This is a genomic window from Endozoicomonas sp. 8E (assembly GCF_032883915.1).
In the GTDB taxonomy this organism is placed as follows: domain Bacteria; phylum Pseudomonadota; class Gammaproteobacteria; order Pseudomonadales; family Endozoicomonadaceae; genus Endozoicomonas_A.
Map to the genome: position 1 here is coordinate 1,019,271 of NZ_CP120717.1, position 24,007 is coordinate 1,043,277.

The following is a 24,007-nucleotide window of genomic DNA, read 5'->3' on the forward strand; positions in this document are numbered from 1 at the left end:
TCAGGTATCCAATGACTCATAAAGCGAATTTAAATTCACAGTGTTCAAAAACTCGTCGGCAATTTTTGTCAGCTCACGGGATTTGAGCAACAGAGCGTTACTGGCGTTGTGTGCCTGTTTTAAGTAAGCATCCTTAACAGCATTCTGAAAGGATAAAGAGCTATTGATACCACTCATCATGTCAAACAGCTCTTGTGGTGAGGATGGCTCATGAGCGCCATAGTAATTTTCACTCTTGGAGTTCCACCATTGAGCTTCGGCCCAACAATAGGTCAAACTACCGCCCTTCGAGTGCGTTACTCCATACAGATAATGACTGAAGGCCTGTTGAATCGCTTGCTGGTATTTGTCTCTTAAATTATCCAAACGCCTTTGATATTTCGATGACACCTTAAAGGACTTCAGTTTAATTTTTTCCAGTAACAGCTTAAGGTCCGGGCTATTCTCAACTTTTCGTTGAAACAGAGCCTCGGCTTTTTCCTTAATCACCGTGTTGTCCCAGGAAGGTTGCCCCAGGATAATCACGGGTCGGTGGTTTGCATTGCCCGAGCTTAATTTCCTGAACGCAGGTTGGTGCACCAGCATTCGCTCTATATTTGGAATGCCCTCAGGTTCGTCTGACCAGGAACTTTGTAAAGACAAGCAGGCTATTTCACCTTTAAGGAATGGCGAAAACCCATCATGGTCGTGAGTGACGAGCATGGTACTACCGATTTCCTCCTGAAAGCTCGCATAAGCTAAAAGCCATATCCAGCTATCTTTTTCTCTGGACAAATATGTCTCGTACCATTTTTTCAGATAACGGGTGGCTTTGACCTTCAGTTCATGGACTGCTTCCAGGCTCACCAACAGCTGATGGTAGTCATTGATCTCGACGTTATGCATATATTGATAGTCCGACGGTAGATCCAGCCAAGTCGATTTCACAGCTTCACTGGCAAAGTGAATAACCGAAGGTTTGGTTAAGTCACTGTCTTTCAGTATGTCCACCACTGAACTCAACCAAATGAAAGCGCTTGTTCCGGCCTGAACAATGAATTTTGAATGAAGTAACTTGAGTTGTTCAGTGATTAGATCTTCATCATTGTTGGACAATATTTTTCTTACTGCCTGCGACATTGGTCCGGAGACAATCCTCTTGTTTTTGATCGTAATACAGATCAAATCAACCTCTTCCCAGCTCCATTCTTTTGTCTCAAGCGACATCAGCAATGAGACGCCCATGGAAAAACTGGTTAAATTGTTTTCCTCCCAAAGGTTCCTGACTATTTTGGAAATACTTAGATTGACTCTCGGGAATACACTGTTTGTCTCGTGGGCTTTGTTCAGTTCCTCCAAACTTATGCCGCAGGCTTTAGCCAAAGTTTGTTGTTGTGCTAAATCAGCCCCTTTCAGGAAATCCTTCAGGAGAGCCTTAGTTTTCTTTGATTTATTGCTGGAATCTGTGATCTTTATGCTGGGCTGGAAATCAGTTGTCGCTTCTTCTGTCTCTCCGGGCTCCCCACCCAAATCCACTGACTTCCAGGTTTGCCCGCCATCCCCGGAATACTCAGCAAAGTTGTGTACAAAGCTTGCGACTTGTCGACATGGAATCCCGAAATAACGGCATAATGCAACAAAAACAGGAGCACGGTGACGACAGTTACCCTGTTGCCGTGTTACGAGAAATTCAAAGAAATTGGCACTGCGCTTTGGTTTAGCCTTACCGGAAAATTGTTGGCAATACTTCTTGATCGCCTTGATCCGTTGCTTAGTGTCTTTGGCGTCTTTTATGGTCTGCAAAAGCTCCCGTACTTTGGCTCGACGTTGTTGGTCAATGGTCGTAAACACCCTGTCCAGTACTGTTTTCATGCCTTCTGAACAGTGGGTGTCCAAATCTGTTGAGGTTTGTCTGGCATGAGTTGCTTTGCCCGGCTCTCTCGGTTCCACAACATAAACCACTCTGATACGCTGGCCGACTTTGGCCTCAGGAACAGACAGTGTGTGAAGCCCGGTATATGGGTCCCTGACCAGGGTAAATGGCAAATCGGGTTCCACACGCAGGGCCACGATATAATCGTTGGGCTTCAGGCTGGGCAATGCATATTGACCATTGTCCGATGACAATTCCCGGGTTCCCAGCGTTTGATCGCTGGCTAATGTCAGTGTCTGGTCAGGCCCGGGTAAACGGTCAGGTATGAGGGTTTCGACACCCCATATGTGTATATCCTTAAGATCGATCAGTTTGATATTACCCTCAGAAGTTACGTATACATCCAGTGCCGAACACCGATACATATGGGAAATATTCTTATCCGTATCAAAAACTATATGACCCTCAGGATCTGGTGTCGTCAGAACCAAATAGTTCGTTCTCCGGTCCAATGCCGGAGCCTGTTTCTCCAGGACTTCAGGGTTGTATTTTTCAGGCGTGATATCATCGCCCACAGCCAGTGCTTTGTTAATATTATGGCCAGCCCGATGGTTTGGCAGATCAATTATCTGATGCCAAAACTCAGGCCGAAATTGAACGGCACTGGATGTCCATGTGCTTATCCGCTGATCAACCTCCCGAAGACAAGGTTGGGAATCCGGCATTTTTAGCGCTTGTTCCTCTTCTTCCGTCATGGGAAACAGGCTGTTGGCGTCCACGCCCGTGTGGGCAAACTCATGCTTGAACCAGCATTGCTGCCAGTATCGGTACAGTGCCCGGATGAGAATATCGTTCGACGCATCCGGCTTCAGGGAAAGACCGGATGCCTGCCACCTGGCCTGAGCCACCTCCTTGATGATTTCCGTTTTGGCTTCCTCTTTCGTTGGATGAGCCATAAAACAGATTTCATGGTGTTTTTCATCAATAGCGCTGCGATCACTGCGCCGTATCAACCAGGGACGATCAATGCCTGATACCCTTTGGTAGAACCATTCGCTCAGCTCAGGATCAAGCGATCCTTTACCCATGGCAGGAGCCAATGACTTTGGCAGTTCCTCCAGCGATAGTTTGGCGGCCATCAGGTAAAGCCGGTAGTACTGATTGAGGCATTGATGAAGTGCTTTATCGCTAAAATCCCCCCCTCTGTTAACAGCTCTGGCGACATTCTGTAGATCAAGACTGGTCGGCTGCAACGGCAGGTTTGTCTGTTGCAGGTAAGCCCTTAAACGACAATGTTTTTCTGTCAGCTTTTTAGCGACGAATGTCCCTTGTGAGGACTCTGGCAACACTTTTTCGGCAATGGTCTGTAATTCTGCCGGGTTGTACTGCCGGATCGGCAAATGCCGAAAACGTCCTTTCAGCGCCGGTGATAAGGGTTTCCGCCCGCTGTATTCTGGTGGGTTGATGGTGGCAAACAGGTGGAAACCCGGATGGGCTTCACCGGCCAGAATATCGTTTAGCTCTCCTTCCAGATGCTGGCTGTCGATCAGATTCATTTCCGAAATCACCACGATGCCACCTTTAATTTTTGCCTTCTGGATCGCTTCACACACTTTGTCCCAGGAATAATCACAGGCATTCAGAGTAAAGACTTCCGGCATTAATTCTTGCCGTTTTTCAGCCTGCTGTCTGACGCTCTCAATCACCAGATTGAGCGTCGTATCCTTGCCCCGTCCGGCTGGACCTTCAACCAGTGTCGCCTGACGACCGCCGTGTTTTATATTGCGATGATAAGCTTGCTGACAGCGATTTAAATCCTGCCCAAGCCGCTGCGCCAGTTCACGGACTGCCGATCCGGAAGTATCAAAGTCTGGTCGGATTTCTGTAGCGACTGTACTGAAGGTCTGCTGAATATCTGACAGGGTCTTGTTATAAACTCTGTCGCTCAGGGTGTTCTCCGGTTGGTAACGGGCAGTAAACCAGATTTCCAGAGCTGACAGGGCGTCCTGATGCGTTTCGGTGATTTCGGGCCCCAGTACATCCCGAAAACTCTGTTGGATCAAACTGTGTATTTGCTCACAGGTCACACTGCCGCGTGCGGGCTGAGCACGATCCAGATACCAGCCTACCCAACTGCAGATATCGGTTAAATCTCTGGGGGTAAACTCATGGTCGGGCAAGAGCTCCTGATAATATTGCCACAGCGCCATCACACTTTTGGTGACACTGTGTGCAATGTCGTTTATTTGCTGCTCCGGCAGATGCCGTTGTAAATGATTGGCCAGAGCCGGTTCCACCACCCTGTCTCGAAGGAAAGCCTGATCCAGACGTGGGTAGTAAGCTCTCGGCAGTTTCTCTTTCAGGGCCGGGTCCATTTGGCGCCCGGCGTAATGATCAGGGTTACCGGTAAGAATCACCCGGTGTTTTGGGCTGACCTTGACAGGATGACCATTCACATAAATACAGGGTTGCGGTTCCCATAAGCCATTCAATGATGCCAGCAATCCGGCTTTGGCCAGATTGGCTTCATCCAGAACCAGGGTAATGTATCCCTGGTTTTTGTTGGATTCGGTCTTGGCCCATTCCATCAGCGCCCGGTTTTGTTGCACCATAGAACGGTCGCCATCGGCATGTTGTCGCCACTGCCAGCGTTTCATCAGGGTCTGTTCGCTGTCGGAAGGTCCAAGGGAAATGACTGAAGCCTGCCCTGAAGCCCTGGCCATTTTGGCAGAAAAGTAACTTTTCCCGGTGCCGGTTTCTCCCTGCAGGAAGATAACGGGAGAGTCTGTAAGCCGCTCATGGAGCCGGGATAATCGACGACTTTCACGATCTTTCTGACTTATCTTGCCGTGATAAAGATCCCGGGCCAGAGCAGACAGGGTGTCATCAGCGGTATCCGTCCATTTCAGTGATTCAGACAGTCGATTTTCTATGTGCTCAACGCCTGCTGCGTCAGAGTTCGCTGTTCTGGCAATACGAAAACAATCGCTGGCCAGAGATTGAATGGCATTGGATCGGGTCTGCCCTGACGGCAAAGGTAACTGCCAGCCAGAAGCCAGTGCATCCTGCAAACGTTTGATCTGTCTCGATGGCCTGATGGCTAAGGATTGACAGGGCTCTGTTGACACCGGATCGACTGCCAACTGATGCGCCATTGCCTGTCGTTGGTGTTCAGGCCCATGGGCCACAATCATGGCACAGAACCTGCCCAGAACTTCTTCTTTTTCTTTATCCCTCAATGGCAATGGACTTTCATAGGACAGTTCTAATTGTTCATTAAGTACTCCCGGGTCAAAAGCTCTGACCAGCGGCCAGAGGTTCTGCTCCACAAAGGCTGTATCCAACCGTGGCGCACTGGTGAGGATGTCATTTAACCGATCCGGGTCTACCGAGGCGATCTGAATCTCATCCGGCTTCTCATGGGCATTCGTCGTCTTATCGGGTAAAAAGTGCCAACAAGCCACTTTCATAAAATCGCGCACTGACGGATTCTGCCGGGTGCCATGGGTGATAAGGCTATTGATGGCCTTGCGCCAATGGCGGGGTAAAAGCTGTGGGGACTGGTCAACCTGCTGTGCTCGCCGGGCAGCCATTATCAGGTTGTGCAACAATCCTTCAGTGATTTCAGGCAGAGGGTTACAAAGGTCGGCAGGTACGGTTTTGAAGGCTTTGTAAAGTTCATTAAGTGATTGTTCTGGCAGCTCAGTCCGGGGAATATCATGTTTGTGGGCATTAATATCCCAGAGATCGACCCGGCGACACCGCTTACCCATGGCAACCATTGAATTAACTAATGAAGATGGGCTTCTTGCAGCCTTGGGCCAAAGCAGGGTGATATGAGCTTTTGGGTAGGCCTGCAATTGGCCATTCACCAACAGAGGTTGCCCGACAACCAGGGGTTCCAGAAGCCGCTGAAGGGTTGGATTAGTTTCCAGCCCTCGCAATACCACCGGCCTGCCAGCGGTTAATGCCTCCTGCAGCTTACTCTGACTTCTGCCAAAATGAGCCTTTTGTTCCGAGGTGATATGGATATTATCAAACAGTTGGCTGAAGCCGGTCTGTTCATTGATCTGAATGACCAGAGGGGCGTGCCGCTGATTATTAATCCAACGACTTGCCTGGCCAGGTTGTTGATAAGTGACAGCACGAAAGGCCAGGTGCTTGCTCATTTTTTCCTGAAGTTTGGACAGAGGGTAATCATCGGTTTCTGCCAGGCCCAGAGCGTCCGGCTGCCGTCTTGAATAAGCCACCTGAAGTTCGGGCTCCAGGCCGGTGGTCTCGCGAATAGTCTGCAGTGAACCCAGCAAACGAAACCAGAGAACCTCAGTGAGGGGAGAGGTTACCGTGACTGCACCACCTGCCCGAATCTGCTCTAACAGACAGTTGTCAGGGACTGCATAGCCTTCCGGGGCAATGGCAATCGGGCTCAGCCATTCACTGATATTGCTCTCGTTAATAATGATCGGGGTTCGTGGAGCAGAGTCTTTATTGACACCTTTTTTTACACGAGAGTGGAACAGGCTCTGGAACAATGAATGAAGTTCGTCCTTCCCCACTGGCATCTGATAAAACTGAACATCGTCGTGTAACGGGCAGATCTTCCCGTTGCTCTCAAAACACTTTTGCGTGAGCATCTGTCGAATTGTCTGTTCAAAGGCCAGGTCTTCCCAGTCGGCCCCTTTCAGAATCACCCGTTGTCCGCCCCTCAATGTCTCAAGCCTGCCGGGCAGGTGCTGGATTCGCCCCTGTTTATCCACTCCGGGGCCGCCCAGCAGCAACTGTCGCCAGTTGCTATGCAAATGGCAGTCAATTAAAACACTATTGTCGTCGTCCATAGCACTTTCGGCAGAGGGGAGTTCAGTCAATAGCGGAGGTACCTTGTCGATCTCCATCGATGGGTCATTGCCAGTCTGTGCGTTGAACTGCCAGGTATTTTCCGGTCGATTAATTCGCCGCCAGAAATCAGCCCCCGGTGCGCCGACCGCGTCATCACGCCTGCCAACTGATGCCAGCTGTGCAGGGTCTGCCAGGACCAATAGAGAAACATGCTGACCCAGAGGGCGCTTCTCCTGGCTGACTTTGTCGTACAGACAAGGGTTATCCGGGTCCAGTAAATCATTAAGTTTTGGCAGTTCTTCGCTGGTGAGCTTTCGGATATCGATCACCAGAGTGAATGGCTGTGAACCTTCAAACAGCTTGCCCGAACTGAGAGTGTGGCGACCCTCTTCGGAAATGCTCAACCGGCTCAGCAGGTTGGACTGTGAGAGGTGGTCGGGGTGAGAAATAACAGCAACATCCTGATGTTCATCACAGGTCCTGGCAATCAGAAGCTGTCGAACTTCGTTATCACTGGCGACAAAACGAAAATCGAAGGCATTAGCGATCTTTGGAATCAGGGAGTCCGTTGAGGACACAGTTCTCGCTTTGTCAGGCAACATCTCCGAAGATGGCGATCTTTTTAGTTTGGGCCTCACTGCAGAGTTGATTTCTACATCCTTCTTTTCCTTTGACGATAAATCCAGCTTTACTCGCTTGGCTGCCACACCATAATCAGGCAGGCTGCGATCAGGAACGCGTTTTTTTGTACCTCCAGCAATCTGACCATCCATAGTCAATCTCCCTCTCAACTGGCATTTGAAGGACTGCATTGAAACTCTTTAATGGTTAGACCTTAAGGTAGGATTAAAGTTCCATTTTGGTCGTTATTCGTTGCCATTGGGGGAAGTTCCCGATCTCGAATAAGGCATCATGGCCAGACGGTTGTCAGGTATCCAATGACTCATAAATCGAATTCAAATTCACGGTACTCAAAAACTCTTCCGCAATTTTTGTCAACTCACGGGATTTGAGCACCAGAGCGTTATTGGCATTTTGTGCCTGCTTTAAATAAGCATCCTTAACAGAATTCTGAAAGGATAAAGAGCTATTAATATAACGCATCATGTCAAACAGCTCTTTTGCTGAGGATGGCTCATGAGCGCCATAGAAATCTTGACTCAGGGACTCTTGCATTTGAGCTTGGGCCCAACAATACGATAAGCTACCGCCCTTCGAGTGGGCTACTCCATACAGGTAATGACAGAAGGCCTGCTGAATCGCTTGCTGGTATTTGTTTCTTAAATTATCTAAACGCCTTTGATATTCCGGTAACAGTGCAAAGGACTCCAGTTTGACAAAGGACTTCAGTTTGGTGTTTTCCAATAACATCTTAAGGTCCGGGCTGTTCTCAACTTTTCGTTGAAACAGAGCCTCGGCTTTTTCCTTAATCATCGTGTTGTTCCAGGAAGGTTGCCCCAGGATAATCACGGGTCGGTGGTTTGCCTTGCCCGAGCTTGATTTCCTGAACGCAGGATGGTGCACCAGCATTCGCTCTATATCTGGAATGCCCTCAGGTTCGTCCGACCAGGAACTTTGTAAAGATAAGCAGGCTATTTCACCTTTAAGGAATGGCGAAACCCCATCATGTTCGTGAGTGACCAACATAGTCCTGGTTAATTTCTTCTGGAAGTGCTCAGGGACTGACAGCCATGAATAGCTATGTTTCTCCCTGGACAAATAGGCCTTGTACCAGTTTTTCAGACAATGGGCAGCTTTAACCTTCAGTTCATCGACAGCTTCCAGGCTCACCAATAGCTGATGAAATTCATAGGCATTGATATTGACCCGGTACGGGCCAGAGGCCGTCAGTGGATCCAGCCAACCCAATTTCAAGGCTTCACTGGTAAAGTGAATAACCGCAGGTTTAGTTAAGTCACTGTCCATCAGTATCATAATTATTGAACTCAGCCACTGGCGAGGGCTTGCTCCACCCTGAATAATCATTTTTGAATAAAGTAACTTAAGTTGTTCAGTGATTTGATCTTCATCACTCTTGGACAATATTTTTCTTACCGCCTCCGACATTGGGCTGTAGGTATTCCCATCTTCGCCGTCCTTAGTACCCGTCAATACAATCTCGTCCCAACCTAATTCTTTTGTCTCAAGCGACATCAGCAATGAGACGCCCACGGAAAAACTGGTTAAATTGTTTTCCTCCCAAAGGTTCATGACTATTTTAGAAATACTTAGATTGACTTTCGGGCATGCACTGTTTGTCTCAAAGTCTTTGTTCAGTTCCTCCAAACTCATGCCACAGGCTTTAGCCAAAGTTTGTTGTTGTGCTAAATCAGCCCGTTTCAGGAAATCCTTTAGTAAAGCATTAATTTTCTTTGATTTATTGCTGGAATCTGTGATCTTTATGGTGGCTTGGAAATTAATTGTCGTTTCTTCCGTCTCTCCAGGCTCCCCACCCAAATCCACTGACTTCCAGGTTTGCCCGCCATCCCCGGAATACTCGGCAAAGACGTGGACAAAGCTTTCGATTTGTCGACATGGAATTCCGAAATAACGGCAAAAAGCAACAAAAGCAGGCACACGATGACGACAGCTACCTTGCTGCCGTGTGACGAGAAATTCAAAGAAATTTTCCGTACGCTCTGGTTTTGCCTTACCGGAAAACCGTCGGCAATACTTCCTGATCGCCTCGATTCGTTGCTCAGTGTCTTTGGCGTCTTTTATGGTCTGCAAAAGCTCCCGTACTTTGGCTCGACGTTGTTGGTCAATGGTCGTAAATACCCTGTCCAGTACTGTTTTCATGCCTTCTGAACAGTGGGTGTCCAAATCTGTTGGGGTTTGTCTGGCATGAGTTGCTTTGCCCGGCTCTCTCGGTTCCACAACATAAACCACTCTGATACGCTGGCCGGCTTTGGCCTCAGGAACAGACAGTGTGTGAAGCCCGGTATATGGGTCCCTGACCAGGGTAAATGGCAAATCGGGTTCCACACGCAGGGCCACGATATAATCGTTGGGCTTCAGGCTGGGCAATGCATATTGACCATTGTCCGATGATAATTCCCGGGTTCCCAGCGTTTGATCGCTGGCTAATGTCAGTGTCTGGTCAGGCCCGGGTAAACGGTCAGGTATGAGGGTTTCGACACCCCATATGTGTATATCCTTAAGATCGATCAGTTTGATATTACCCTCAGAAGTTACGTATACATCCAGTGCCGAACACCGATACATACGGGAAATATTCTTATCCGTATCAAAAACTATATGATCCACAGGATCAGGTTCGTATAGAACCTCGTAGTTCGTTCTCTGATCCAATGTCGGAGCCTGGTTCTTGAAGTCTTCAGGTTTGTATTTTTCAAGCGCGTTATCATCGCCAATGCAATAGCTTGGCAGATCAATTATCTGATGCCAAAACTCAGGCCGTAATTGAACGGCATTGGATGTCCATGTGCTTATCCGCTGATCAACCTCCCGAAGACAAGGCTGGGAATCCGGCATTTTCAGCGCTTGTTCCGCTTCTTCCGTCATGGGAAACAGGCTGTTGGCGTCCACGCCCGTGTGGCCAAACTCATGCTTGAACCAGCATTGCTGCCAGTATCGGTACAGTGCCCGGATGAGAATATCGTCCGACGCATCCGGCTTCAGGGAAAGACCGGATGCCTGCCACCTGGCCAGAGCCACCTCCTTGATGATTTCCGTTTTGGCTGCCACTTTATCGAGATGAGCGTTAATACGAATTTCATGGCGTTTTTCATCAAGACTGTTGCGATCACTGCTTCGTATCAGCCATGGGCGATGAATGCCGGATACCGTTTGGTAGAACCATTCGCACATTTCAGTGTCAAGCGCTTCTTTATCCATGGCAAGAGCCAATGAATTTGGCAGTTCCTCCAGCGACAGGTCAGCTGCCATCAGATAAAGCCGGTAGTGCTGATTGAGGCATTGATGAAGTGCTTTGTCGCTAAAATCACCCCCTCTGTTAACGGCTCTGGCAACATTCTGTAGATCAAGGCTGGTCGGTTGCAATGGCATTTTTTTGCCTTGCAGGTGAGCCATTAAACGACAATGTTTTTCTGTTAGCTGTTTAGCGGCTAGTGTCCCTTCTGAGGACTCTGGCAACACTTTTTCGGCAATGGTTTGTAATTCTGCCGGGTTGTACTGCCGGATGGGTAAATGCCGAAAACGTCCTTTCAGCGCCGGTGATAAGGGTTTTCGCCCGCTGTATTCAGGCGGATTGATGGTGGCAAACAGGTGGAAACCCGGATGGGCGTCACCGGCCAGAATATCGTTTAACTCCCCTTCCAGATGCTGGCTGTCGATCAGATTCATTTCCGAAATCACCACGATGCCACCTTTAATTTTTGCCTTCTGGATCGCTTCACACACTTTGTCCCAGGAACAATCGCAGGCATTCAGGTAATAGACTTCCGGCATGGATTCTCCCCGTCGCTCAGCCTCCTGTCTGACGCTTTCAATCACCAGGTTCAGCGTGGCATCTTTACCCCGTCCGGCCGGGCCTTCAATCAGTGTTGCCTGACGGCCGCCGTGTTTTATTTTGAGATGATAAGCCTGTTGACAGCGGTTTAAATCCTGCCCAAGCCGTCGCGCCAGTTCACGGACTGCCGAGCCGGAGGTATCAAAGTCTGGTCGGATTTTTTCGCTGACTGTACTGAAGGTCTGCTGCATTTCCTGCAGGGTCTTGTTATGAACTCTGTCGCTCAGGGTATTGTTCGGGTGGTAATGGGCAGCAAACCAGATTTCCAGTGCTGACAGGGCGTCCTGATGCGTTTCGGTGATTTCGGGCCCCAGTACATCCCGAAAACTCTGTTGGATCAAACTGTGTATTTGCTCACAGGTCACACTGCCGCGTGCGGGCAGGGCACGATCCAGATACCAGCCCACCCAACTGCAGATATCGGTTAAATCCCTGGGGGTAAACTCATGGTCGGGCAAGAGTTCCTGATAATATTGCCAGAGTGCCATCACACCTTTGGTGGCACTGCGTGCAATGTCGTTTATTTGCTGCTCCAGTAGATGCTCTTGTAAATGCTTGACCAAAGCCGGTTCCACCACCCTGTCCCGAAGGAATACCTGGTCCAGGCGTGGGTAGTAAGCTCTGGGCAGTTTCTCTTTCAGGGCCGGGTCCATTTGGCGCCCGGCGTAATGATCCGGGTTACCGGTGAGAATCACCCGGTGTTTTGGGCTGACCTTGACAGGATGACCATTCACATAAATACAGGGTTGCGGTTCCCATAAGCCATTCAATGATGCCAGCAATCCGGTCTGGGCCAGGTTGGCTTCATCCAGAACCAGGGTAATGTATTCTCCGTCTTTGTCGGATTTGCTATTGGCCCATTCCATCAGCGCCCGGTTTTGCTGCACCATAGAGCGGTCGCCATCGGCCTGTTGCTGCCATTGCCAGCGTTTCATCAGGGTTTGTTCGCTGTCGGAAGGTCCAAGGGAAATGACTGAAACTTGTCCTGAAGCCCTGGCCATTTTGGCAGAAAAGTAACTTTTTCCGGTGCCGGTTTCTCCCTGCAGGAAGATAACAGGAGAGTCCGTAAGCCGGTCACGGAGCCGGGACAATCGACGACTTTCACGATCTTTCTGACTTATCTTGCCGTGATAAAGATCCCGGGCCAGAGCAGACAGGGGGTCATCAGCGGTATCCGTCCATTTCAGTGATTCAGACAGTCGATTTTCTATGTGCTCAATGCCTGCTGCGTCAGAATTGGCTGTTCTGGCAACATGAAAACAATCGCTGGCCAAAGATTGAATGGCATCGGTCCGGGTCTGCCCTGACGGCAAAGGTAACTGCCAGCCAGAAGCCAGTGCATCCTGCAAACGTTTGATCTGTCTCGATGGCCTGATGGCTAAGGATTGACAGGGCTCTGTTGACACCGGATCGACTGCCAACTGTTGCGCCATTGCCTGTCGTTGTTGTTCAGGCGCATGGGCCACAATCATGGCACAGAACCTGCCGAGAACTTCTTCATCCCACGGTGGCAATGGACGTTCGTAGCGCAGTTTTAATTCTTCATTAAGTACTCCCGGGTCAAAAGCTCTGACCAGTGGCCAGAGGTTCTGCTCCACAAAAGCTCTATCCAACTTTGGAGCACTGGTGATGATGTCATTTAACCGATCCGGGTCTACCGAGGCGGTCTGATTCTCATCCGCATTCGGCATCTTATCCGGTAACAAGAGCCAACAAGCCACTTTCATAAAGTCACGCACTGAAGGATTCTGCCGGGTGCCATGGGTGATAAGGCTATTGATGGCCTTGCGCCAATGGCGGGGTAAAAGCTGCGGGGAATGGTCAACCTGCTGTGCTCGCCGGGCAGCCATTATCAGGTTGTGCAACAATCCTTCCGTGATTTCAGGCAGAGGGTTACAAAGGTCGGCTGGTACGGTTTTAAAAGCTGCGTAAAGCTCATCAAGTGCTTGTTCTGGCAGCTCAGTCCGGGGAATATCATGTTTGTGGGCATTAATATCCCAGAGATCGACCCGGCGACACCGCTTACCCATGGCAACCATTGAATTAACCAGTGAAGATGGGCTTCTTGCAGCCTTGGGCCAGAGCAGGGTGATATGAGCTTTTGGGTAGGCCTGTAATTGGCCATTCACCAGCAGAGGTTGCCCGACAACCAGGGGTTCCAGAAGCTGCTGAAGGGTTGGATTAGTTTCCAGCCCTCGCAATACCACCGGCCTGCCAGCGGTTAATGCCTCCTGCAGCTTACTCTGATTTCTGCCAAAATGAGCCTTTTGTTCCGAAGTGATATGGATATTATCAAAGAGCTGGCTGAAGCTGGTCTGTTCATTGACCTGAATCACCAGAGGGGCTTGCCGCTGATTATTAATCCAATAACTTGCCTGACCAGGTTGTTGATAGGTGACAGCACGAAAGGCCAGGTGCTTGCTCATTTTTTCCTGAAGTTTGGACAGAGGGTAATCATCGGTTTCTGCCAGACCCAGAGCGTCCGGCTGCCGTCTTGAATAAGCCACCTGAAGTTCGGGCTCCAGACCAGTGGTCTCGCGAATAGTCTGCAGTGAACCCAGCAAACGAAACCAGAGAACCTCAGTGAGGGGAGAGGTTACCGTGACTGCACCACCTGCCCGAACCTGCTCTAACAGACAGTTGTCAGGGACTGCATAGCCTTCCGGGGCAATGGCAATCGGGCTCAGCCATTCACTGATATTGCTCTCGTTAATAATGATCGGGGTTCGTGGCGCAGAGTCTTTATTGTCACCTTCTTTGACACCTTTTTTTACACGAGAGTGGAACAGGCTCTGGAACAATGAATGAAGTTCGTCCTTCCCCACTGGCATCTGATAAAACTGAACATCGTCGGGTAACGGGCAGATCTTCCCGTTGCTCTCAAAACACTGTTGCGCCAGCATCTGTCGAATTGTCTGTTCAAAGGCCAGATCTTCCCAGTCGGCCCCTTTCAGAATCACCCGTTGTCCGGCCCTCAATGTCTCAAGCCTGCCGGGCAGGTGCTGGATTCGCCCCTGTTTATCCACTCCGGGGCCGCCCAGCAGCAACTGTCGCCAGTTGCTGTGCAAATGGCAGTCAATTAAAACACTATTGTCGTCGTCCATAGCACTTTCGGCAGAGGGGAGTTCAGTCAATAGCGGAGGTACCTTGTCGATCTCCATCGATGGGTCATTGCCAGTCTGTGCGTTGAACTGCCAGGTATTTTCCGGTCGATTAATTCGTCGCCAGAAATCAGCACCCGGTGCGCCGGCCGCGTCATCACGCCCGCCAACTGATGCCAGCTGTGCAGGGTCTGCCAGGACCAATAGAGAAACATGCTGACCCAGAGGGCGCTTCTCCTGGCTGACTTTGTCGTACAGACAGGGGTTATCCGGGTCCAGTAAATCATTAAGTTTGGGCAGTTCTTCGCTGGTGAGCTTTCGGATATCGATCACCAGAGTGAATGGCTGTGAAGCTTCAAACAGCTTGCCCGAACTGAGAGTGTGGCGGCCCTCTTCGGAAATGCTCAACCGACTCACCAGGTTGGCCTGTGAGAGGTCATCGGGGTGAGAAATAACAGTAACATCCTGATGTTCATCACAGGTCCTGGCAATCAGAAGCTGTCGAACCTGGTCATCACTGGCGACAAAACGAAAATCGAAGGAATGAGCCGCCTTTGGGAGCGAGGAATCCATTGAGGATACGGTTCTCGTTTTGTCAGGCAATGTCTCCGAAGAGGGCGATCTCTCTAGTCTGGACCTTACTTCAGAGCAGATTTCTACATCCTGCTTTTCCTTTGACGATACATCCAGCTTTGCCATCTTGGCTGCCACGGCATAATCAGGCAGGCTTCGATCAAGAACGTGTTTTTTGGTACCTCGATCAATCTGACCATCCATAGTCAATCTCCCTCTCAACTGTCATTTGAAGGACTTTATTGAAATTGTTTAATGGGTTAGACCTGTAAGGTGTGATTAAAGTTCCATTTTAACTGTTACCCCTCTGTGGGGGTGTCCAACCTGCTGTTATAGAGTCTTTAGGCCTATGCGGAACTAAAGGGTCGTCATTCCCGCGAAGGCGGGAATCCAGGGCCAAGTGTGGGTCTCTGCCTTCTCGGGGATGACAAGGCCAGGGGGGCACCGTGCAGTATGGTTCTGGTGGTGAGTCAGTGTGGATTCCCGCCTTCGCGGGTGTCGCAAAACTCCAACAGCTCGTTCCCATGCTCTGAGGTCGTCATTCCCGCGAAGGCGGGAATCCAGCGCTAACGGTGGATCTCTGCCTTCTCGGGGATGACAAGGCCAGGGGGGGCACCGGGCAGTATAATTCTGGTGGTGAGTCAATGTGGATTCCCGCCTTCGAGGGTGTCGCAAAACTCCAACAGCTCGTTCCCATGCTCTGAGGTCGTCATTCCCGCGAAGGCGGGAATCCAGCGCTAACGTTGGATCTCTGCCTTCTCGGGGATGACAAGGCCGGGGGGGCACCGGGCAGTATGGTTCTGGTGGTGAGTCAGTGTGGATTCCCGCCTTCGCGGGTGTCGCAAAACTCCAACAGCTCGTTCCCATGCTCTGAGGTCGTCATTCCCGCGAAGGCGGGAATCCAGCGCTAACGTTGGATCTCTGCCTTCTCGGGGACGACAAGGCCAGGGGGGCACCGGGCAGTATGGTTCTGGTGGTGAGTCAGTGTGGATTCCCGCCTTCGCGGGTGTCGCAAAACTCCAACAGCTCGTTCCCATGCTCTGAGGTCGTCATTCCCGCGAAGGCGGGAATCCAGCGCTAACGTTGGATCTCTGCCTTCTCGGGGACGACAAGGCCAGGGGGGCACCGGGCAGTATGGTTCTGGTGGTGAGTCAGTGTGGATTCCCGCCTTCGCGGGAATGACGAGAATGAAGTCGGGAATGACGGGAGGGAAGTTACCGATCTCTGATAACGCATCATGACCAAACGGTTATCATGTAGCCAATGCCTCACAAAGCGAATTCAAATTCACGCTGTTCAAAAACTCTTCGGCGATGGTATTCAGCTCATTGGTTTTGAGCACCAGAGCATCACTGGCGTTAAGTGCCTGGCGTAGACAGTCATCCTGAATAGATTTCTCAAGCTCTTCATTTCTGATTGCAGACATCATGGCATGCAGTTCTTCTGGTGAGGATGGGTCATGAGCGCCATACCTGTGATCATCCCAGCATCCATCTATGTGGGCATTGGCCCAGCAATAGGTCAGGCACCCGCCTTTCAGGTGTGTCACTTCATACAGATAATGACTAAAGGCCTGCTTAAGGGCCCTCATGCATTTGTCTTGTAAATTATTTATGAGAGCTTCTTCCTCTGAAGATAACCTGAGAGGCTCCAGAATGGATTGGTAGCGTCTTGAGATATCAGACCTTTTTTTCCTATATTCCTTTTTATGATCTGGTGATCTCGCCGTGTAGTCGTTGTCCAATGCTGACAGAGCCAGCTCGAGTTCTTTTTTTCTTGCCATAAATTGACTGTTTTTTTCCAACAAATGTTTCAGGTCTGAGCGGTTCTCAGCGATTTGTTGTAACAGGGCTTCGACCTTTTTATACTTCACTTTCAAGTCAGATATCCAGAAGTCAGGCTTCCCCGTGATAATCACCGGACGGTGGTGCGCTTTGCCCGAGATTAATTTCGGAAATGCAGGATGGTGAACCAGCATTCGTTCTATATTCGCAATGCCCTCAGGTTGGTCCGTCCAGGCGTTGCGTACAGATGAGGTGAGAATGTTTTTTTCCAGAAATGGCGATAACCCATGATGACAACGAGTGACAAAAAAGGCCCCGAATTTACTTGTTTGGAAGGAATGGTAAGCCCTTTGCCATGACTGGCTATCTTTCTCTCTGAAGAATAATTTCTTATACCACTTTTTCAGTAAATGGCTGGCTTTAACCCTCAGTTCATCGACACCTTGCAGACGAACCAATAGCTCATGGTGTTGATGGGCCTCTACGATCTGGCCTGCATAGGTCGGCGGTATATCCAGCCAACCCGATGCCAGGGCTTCCCGGGCAAAGTCAATAACCGCGGGAGTCAGATCAATGTCACTCAGAATATTCTGCATTAAGATTAACCAGTCCTCAGGTTCTGATGAGCCATGAATAATCATTTTTGAGTGCAATAACTTGAGGGGTTCAGTAACCTGATTTCTATCACTGCTGGACAAGATGTGTTTGACGGTCTCCGACATCGGATGACTTTTGTCAAAGACAGTACAAACCAACTCCGTCTCGTCAAACCCTAATGCTTTTGTTTCCAGTGACACTAATATTGAGACACCCATGGAAAAGCCGGTTAAATAGTTTGTCTCCCAGAGATTCTTTACTATTTCGAAAATATCCGGAAGGGTTTCCGGCGATTCACAGCCTGCCTCAAGGGCCTCGTTCAGTTCTTCAGGACTTGTTCCGCAGGCTTCAGCCAGAGTTTGTTGTTGTGCTAAATCAGCATCTTTCAGGTGCCCATTCAGCAGATCTCTGGTCTTCTTCAACTCAGTGCCGGAAACACTGACTCTTCTGGTGTCCTGGAACTCAGGGAGGATTTCTGTTACCTCGACAGGCGCTCCGCCCAAATCCACCGATTTCCAGGTTTGGCCACCGTCCGGCGAACACTCTGCAAAGGCGTGGGTATCATTGGATATTTGTCGGCATGGAATGCCAAAATAACGACATAAAGCAATAAAAACAGGCACACGATGACGACAGCTGCCTTGTCGGCGTGTTACCAGGAAGTGAAAGAAATTTTTATTGCGCTTTGCTACAGCAACACCGGAAAAGTCTTCGCAATAATCCCTGATTGCCCTGATACGCTGCTCCGTGTCTTCAGCCTTTACTATTTTCAGCAAAGGTTTCCTTACTTTGGATGCCTGTTTCTCAATCTTCTCAAACACGTCGTCCAGTACTGTTTTCATACCCTCGCAACACTGGGCGTCAAAACGTCTTGATTGTGCTGGCCGGATTTCTTCAGCAGCTGTTTTTTTGCCCGCTTCTCTGGGTTCTACAACATAAGCAAATTTAATGTTCTGGTCGGCTTTGGCTTCTGGAATAAATAGTGTGTGTATACCGGTATATCGGTCCCTGAGCAGTGTGAATGCCAGATTGGGTTCTATGCGCAGTGCCACGATGTAGTCCTTGACTGTCAGGCTGGGCAATATAAATTGACCATTTTTTGATGACATATAAAAGGTAGCCAGTGTTTGGTCGCTGGCTAATGTCACTTCCCGGTCATGCTCTGGTAACCGGGCAGGTATGATGACTTCGACTCCCTGCATGTGTTTATCATTAATACTGATGCTTTTGATTTTGCCCTCAGGTGATACATAAATATCCTCTGCCAATGACCGATAAATCCCGGGAAAATGGTCCGGATCATCAAAAATTATGTAATCGTCAAGTTGTCGCTCGCTCTCTTTCTCATTCTCATAGTCCGTTCTTCGGTCCAATACCGGAGCCTCTTTCTCATGGACTTCCGGAATGTATTTTTCTGGAATGCCAGCACCGCAGACAGCCAACGCTTTATTAACAGGTTGTGGCTCGTGGTTGGTTCTCTGATCCAATGCCGCAGTTTGCATCTCGTGGACTTGTGGCGGCACTTTATCACTGCTAATGGTCAAAACATCGTTAACAGTCTGTGGCGCAGGCTCCGTTCTCTGATCCAATGTCTGAGCCTGTTTCTCGTGGACTTCTGGCTTGTCTTGTTCAGGAGCTTTATCACCACCAATAGCGGATGCTTCGTTGATAAAATCGTCTGCCAGATGGTTCGGCAGATCACTGATCTGATGCCAGAACGCAGGCCACCATTGAACTTCATCGGCTTTCCAGTCCCTTATCTGCTGATCAGCGGCGTGAAGATAAGGCTGGTTAGCTGACATTTTCAGTGTTTGTTGCTGTTCTTCCGTCAGGGGAAATACGCTGTTAGCGTCTACGTTCGTCCGGCCAAAATGATTGCTAAACCAGCGTTGCTGCCAGTGTCGGTAAAGTGCCCCGGTGAGGATATCGTCCGACTCGTCCGGCTTCAGGGGAAGGCCTGATGACTGCCACTTTGCCTGAGCCACACTTTTGATGATTTCCGTTCTGACTTCCTTTTCATCCCGCTGAGTGTTAACAAGGATTTCATGTTTTTTTTCATCAACACTGTTGAGATGACTGCTTCGTATCAACCACGGACGATCAATGTCCGATACCGTTTCATTGAACCAATGGCAAAGTCCGGAATCGAGCTCACCGTTGCGCGTGGTAATAGCCGATGACTCTGGTAGTTCTTCCAGCGACAGGCCCGCTGCCATCAGGTAAAGCCGGTAGTGCTGATTGAGGCATTGATGAATGGCTTTTTCGGTAAAATCGCCACCTCTGGTGATAGCTCTGGCAGCATTCTGTAAATCAAGGCTGGTGGGCTGCAACGGCAGTTTTTTGCCTTGCAGGTGAGCCCTTAGAAGACAATGTTTCTCTGTTAGTTTTTTAGCGATGAATGTCCCTTGTGAGGACTCTGGCAACACTTTTTCGGCAATGGTCTGTAACTCTTCCGGGTTATACTGCCGGATGGGCAAATGCCGAAAACGCCCTTTCAGAGCCGGTGATAAGGGTTTTCGCCCACTGTACTCAGGTGGGTTGATGGTGGCAAACAGATGGAAACCCGGATGAGCGTCACCGGCCAGAATATCGTTTAACTCCCCTTCCAGATGTTGGCTGTCGATCAGATTCATTTCCGAAATTACCACGATGCCGCCTTCCACTTTTGCCTTCTGGATGGCTTCACACACTGCGTCCCAGGAACAATCACAGGCATTCAGGTAATAGACTTCCGGCATGGATGCTTGCCGTTGTTCAGCCTGCTGTTTGACACTTTCAATCACCAGGTTCAGCGTGGCATCCTTACCCCGTCCGGCCGGGCCTTCAATCAGTGTCGCCTGACGACCGTCGTGTTTTATCTTGCGATGATTAGCCTGCTGACAGCGGCTTAAATCCTGCCAAAGCGGTTGCGCCAGTTCACGGACTGCCGATCCGGAGGTATCAAAGTCTGGGCGGATTTTTTCGCTGACTGTACTGAAGGCCTGCTGAATATCTGACAGGGTCTTGTCTAGAACTCTGTCGCTCAGGGTGTTCTCCGCCTGGTAACGGGCAGCAAACCAGATTTCCAGTGCCGACAGGGCATCCTGATGTGTTTCGGTGATTTCAGGGCCCAGTACATCCCGAAAACTGTGTTGTATCAAACTGTTTATTTGCCCACAGGTAACACGAGCGGGCTGAGCACGATCCAGATACCAACCCACCCAACTGCAGATGTCCGTTAAATCCCTCGGGGTAAACTCATGCTCGGGCAAGAGTTCCTGATAATATTGCCACAGCGCCATCACACTGTTGGTGGCACTGTATGCAATGTCGTTTATTTGCTGCTCCGTCAGATGCTCTTGTAAATGCTTGACCAGAGCCGGTTCCACCACCCTGTCCCGAAGGAATGCCTGATCCAGACGTCGGTAGTAAGCCTTGGGCAGCTCCTCTTTCAGGGCCGGATCCATTTGCCGCCCGGAGTAATGATCGGGGTTGCCGGTGAGAATCACCCGGTGTTTTGCGCTGACCTTGACAGGATGACCATTCACATAGATGCAGGGTTGCGGTTCCCATAAGCCGTTCAATGATGCCAGTAATCCGGCCTGGGTCAGGTTGGCTTCATCCAGAACCAGGGTAATGTATTCTCCGTCTTTGTCGGACTTGCTATTGGCCCATTCCATCAACGCCCGGTTTTGCTGCATCATAGAGCGGTCGCCATCGGCGTGTTGTTGCCACTGCCAGCGTTTCATCAGGGTCTGTTCGCTGTCACAAGGTCCAAGGGAAATGACTGAAGCTTGTCCCAAAGCCCTGGCCATTTTGGCAGAAAAGTAACTTTTCCCGGTGCCGGTTTCTCCCTGCAGGAATATAACGGGAGAGTCCGTAAGCCGGTCATGGAGTCGGGACAATCGACGGCTTTCACGATCTTTCTGACTTATCTCACCGTGATAAAGATCCCAGACCAGTGCTTGCAGGGGCTTGTCAGTGGAGCCCGTCCATTTCAGTGATTCAGACAGTCGATGTGCTATGCGTTCAATGCCTTCTGTCTTAGAATTCGCTGTTCTGGCCCTATGAAAACAATCGCTGGCCAGAGCCTGAATGGCATCGGATCGGGTCTGCCCTGGTGACAAACGTAACTGCCAGCCAGAAGCCAGAGCATCCTGCAAACGTTTAATTTGTCTTGATGGCCTGATGGTTAACGGTGGATATCGTTTCGCTGCCTCCGAATCGACTTTCAACTGATACGCCATGGCCTGACGACGTTCTTCAGGCCCAAGGGCCACAATCAGGGCACAGAGCCTGTCCAGAAATTTTGCCTTACCCCAAAATGAAACTGGTTCTTCATAGGACAGCAGTAATCCTTTAGATTTACCGTTCTTGAATACCGTCAGATCAATGGCTCTGGCCAGTCGCCACAGGTTCTGCTCCAAAAATGCTCTATCCAACCGCGGGGCACTGTTGATGATGGCCATTAACTGATCCGGGTCTACCGAGAGAGGGTGATCCTTATCTGGCATCTTATCTGGTAACAACTGCCAGCAAGCCACTTTCATAAAGTCCCTGACGAGCGGATTCTGCCGGGTGCCATGGGTGATGACGCTATTAATGGCCCTGCGCCAGTGGCGGGGTAAAAGCGTTGAGGACTGATCAACCTGTTGTGCCCGCCGGGCAGTCATTATCAGGTTATTCAATAACCCTTCGTTCATTTCAGGCAGAGGGTTAAAACGGCCGGCAGGTACGGTTTTAAACGCCTGGTAAAGTTTATTAAGCGCTTGTTCTGGCAGCTCAGTCCGGGGGATTTCATGCCTGTTGGCATTGATAGCCCAGAGATCGACTTCAGGACAGGGTTTACCCTTGGCGACCAGCGAATAAAAGACTGAAGACGGGCTTTTCCCAAACTCAGGCCAGAGTAGGGTGACATGAGCCTTTGGGTAGGCTTGTAATTGACCGTTCACCAACAGAGGTTGCCCAATAACCAGGGGCTCCAGAAGCTGCTGAAGCCTTGGGTTACGCTCGAGTCCCCGGAATACAACCGGTCTGCCAGCGGTCAATGCCTCCTGCAATTTACTCGGACGTCGTCCAAAATGCGCCTGTTGTTCCGAGGTGATATGGATATTATCAAATAGCTGACTGAAGCCGGTCTGTTCGGTGACCTGAATGACCAAAGGGGCTTCCTGCTGATTATTTATCCAATGACTTGTCTGGGCATGTTGCTGATAAGTGACGGCATTAAAGGTGGCGTGATCTTTGATTGGATGTTCATCGCTTTCTGTCAATCCCAGGGCTTCTGGCTGCTGTCCCGGATGAGCCACCTGAAGCCGGGGCGTCAGGCCGGTTGTCTCGCGAATCGTCTGCAGTGAACCCAGCAAACGAAACCAGAGTGCCTCAGTGAGGGGGGACGTCAGGGTGACGACACCACCTGCCCGAATTTGTTCCAAAAGACAGGTATTAGGGACTGCGTAGCCTTCCGGGGCAATGGCAATCGGGCTCAGCCACTCCCTGATATTACTCTGATTAATGATGATCGGGTTTCCTGCTGCCTGCCCTTTATCAAGTTCTTTGTCATCTTCTTTATTGTCAGAGCGAGACAGACTTTGGAACAGAGTATGAAGCTCGTTATTCCCCAACGGCATCTGATAAAACTGAACATCGTCGGGTAATGGACAGATCTTCCCGTTGCTCTCAAAGCACTGTTGCGCCAGCATCTGTCGAAGCGTCTGTTCAAAGGCCAGATCCTGCCAGTCGGCCCCTTTCAGAATCACTCGTTGTCCGGCCTTCAATGACTCAAGCTTGCCGGGGATGTGTCGGATGCGCCCTTGTTGATCCACTCCGGGGCCGCCCAGCAACAACTGCCGCCAGCTGCTGTGCAGGTGGCAGTTAATAAGAAGGGTATCTTCGTCATCCATAGCACTTTCGGCAGAGGGAAGTTCAGCCAATAACCGAACCTCGTTGATATCCATTGATGAGGCATTGCCGGTCTTTTCGTTGAACTGCCAGGTATTGCCCGGTCGATTAATTCGCCGCCAAAAATCAGCCCCCGGTGCGGCGGCTCCCGGAGCGCCGGCCGCTGCAGCATCTTGACGCTGGCCAACCGATGCTAACTGTGCAGGGTCTGCCAGGACCAATAGAGAGACATGCTCGCCCAGAAGGCGTTTCTTCTGGCTGACTTTGTCGTACAGACAAGGCTTATTCGGGTCCAGTAGATCGTTAAATTTGGGCAGTTCTTCGCTGGTGAGTTTTCGAATATCTATTACCAGTGTTAATGGCTGTGAACTTTCAAAGAGCTTGCCTGAGTTCAGAGTGTGGCGACCATTGCCGGTAATACTCAACCGGCTTACCAGATTAGCCTGTGAGAGATCATCGGGGTGGGAAATAACAGTAACATCCTGATGTTTATCGCAGGTCCTGGCAATCAAAAGTTGTCGAACCTCATCATCACTGGTGACAAAACGAAAATCGAAGGAATGAGTAGCCTTTTGGAGCGACGAATCCGTTGCGGATACGGTTCTCGTTTTGTCAGGCAGGCCCCTCGAAGTTGACGATATGTTCAGTCTTGCGGTTACACAGGTGACCTCTGCAATCTCTGGTTTTAAATCCAGCCTTGCTCTCTTGGGTGGTATGCCGCCATCAGGCTTTTCAGTCTTAAAAACAGGGTTGTTTGTTTTTCCATTGATCTGACCATCCATAGTCAATCTCCTCTACTGCTTTCCTTTGAAGGAGTGTGTTGAAAGTCTCTAATTATTTGACCTTAAAATGGGATGAAAGTTTCATTTGGACAGTTCCCTGTAACCATTGA

At 50.0% G+C, this 24,007-nt stretch carries 4 protein-coding genes; all 4 read right to left on the reverse strand.

Annotated elements, in window-relative coordinates; translation table 11 throughout:
• Positions 1-7,461 carry an AAA family ATPase gene (locus tag P6910_RS04050; protein ID WP_317145005.1) on the reverse strand — a complete coding sequence of 2,487 codons (7,461 nt, stop codon included), beginning with the start codon at positions 7,459-7,461 and terminating at the stop codon, positions 1-3.
• A gap of 154 nt (positions 7,462-7,615) precedes the next feature.
• Complete coding sequence (locus P6910_RS04055; RefSeq protein ID WP_317145006.1) at positions 7,616-15,058, reverse strand: AAA family ATPase; 7,443 nt, start codon at positions 15,056-15,058, stop codon at positions 7,616-7,618.
• Positions 15,059-15,211: 153 nt separating this feature from the next.
• Positions 15,212-15,721: a hypothetical protein gene (locus P6910_RS04060; RefSeq protein WP_317145007.1), complete on the reverse strand. Its 510-nt coding sequence runs from the start codon at positions 15,719-15,721 to the stop codon at positions 15,212-15,214.
• A gap of 385 nt (positions 15,722-16,106) precedes the next feature.
• Positions 16,107-23,897, reverse strand: a complete 7,791-nt coding sequence (locus P6910_RS04065) for an AAA family ATPase (protein ID WP_317145008.1) — start codon at positions 23,895-23,897, stop codon at positions 16,107-16,109.
• Positions 23,898-24,007: the final 110 nt, after the last annotated feature.

What these genes read in the sequence shown, in the direction of transcription:
- P6910_RS04050 (WP_317145005.1), bottom strand. Translation starts at nt 7,461, where the DNA reads ATGGATGGTCAGATTGCTGGAGGTACAAAAAAACGCGTTCCTGATCGC.
- P6910_RS04065 (WP_317145008.1), bottom strand. Translation starts at nt 23,897, where the DNA reads ATGGATGGTCAGATCAATGGAAAAACAAACAACCCTGTTTTTAAGACT.
- P6910_RS04055 (WP_317145006.1), bottom strand. Translation starts at nt 15,058, where the DNA reads ATGGATGGTCAGATTGATCGAGGTACCAAAAAACACGTTCTTGATCGA.
- P6910_RS04060 (WP_317145007.1), bottom strand. Translation starts at nt 15,721, where the DNA reads ATGGGAACGAGCTGTTGGAGTTTTGCGACACCCGCGAAGGCGGGAATC.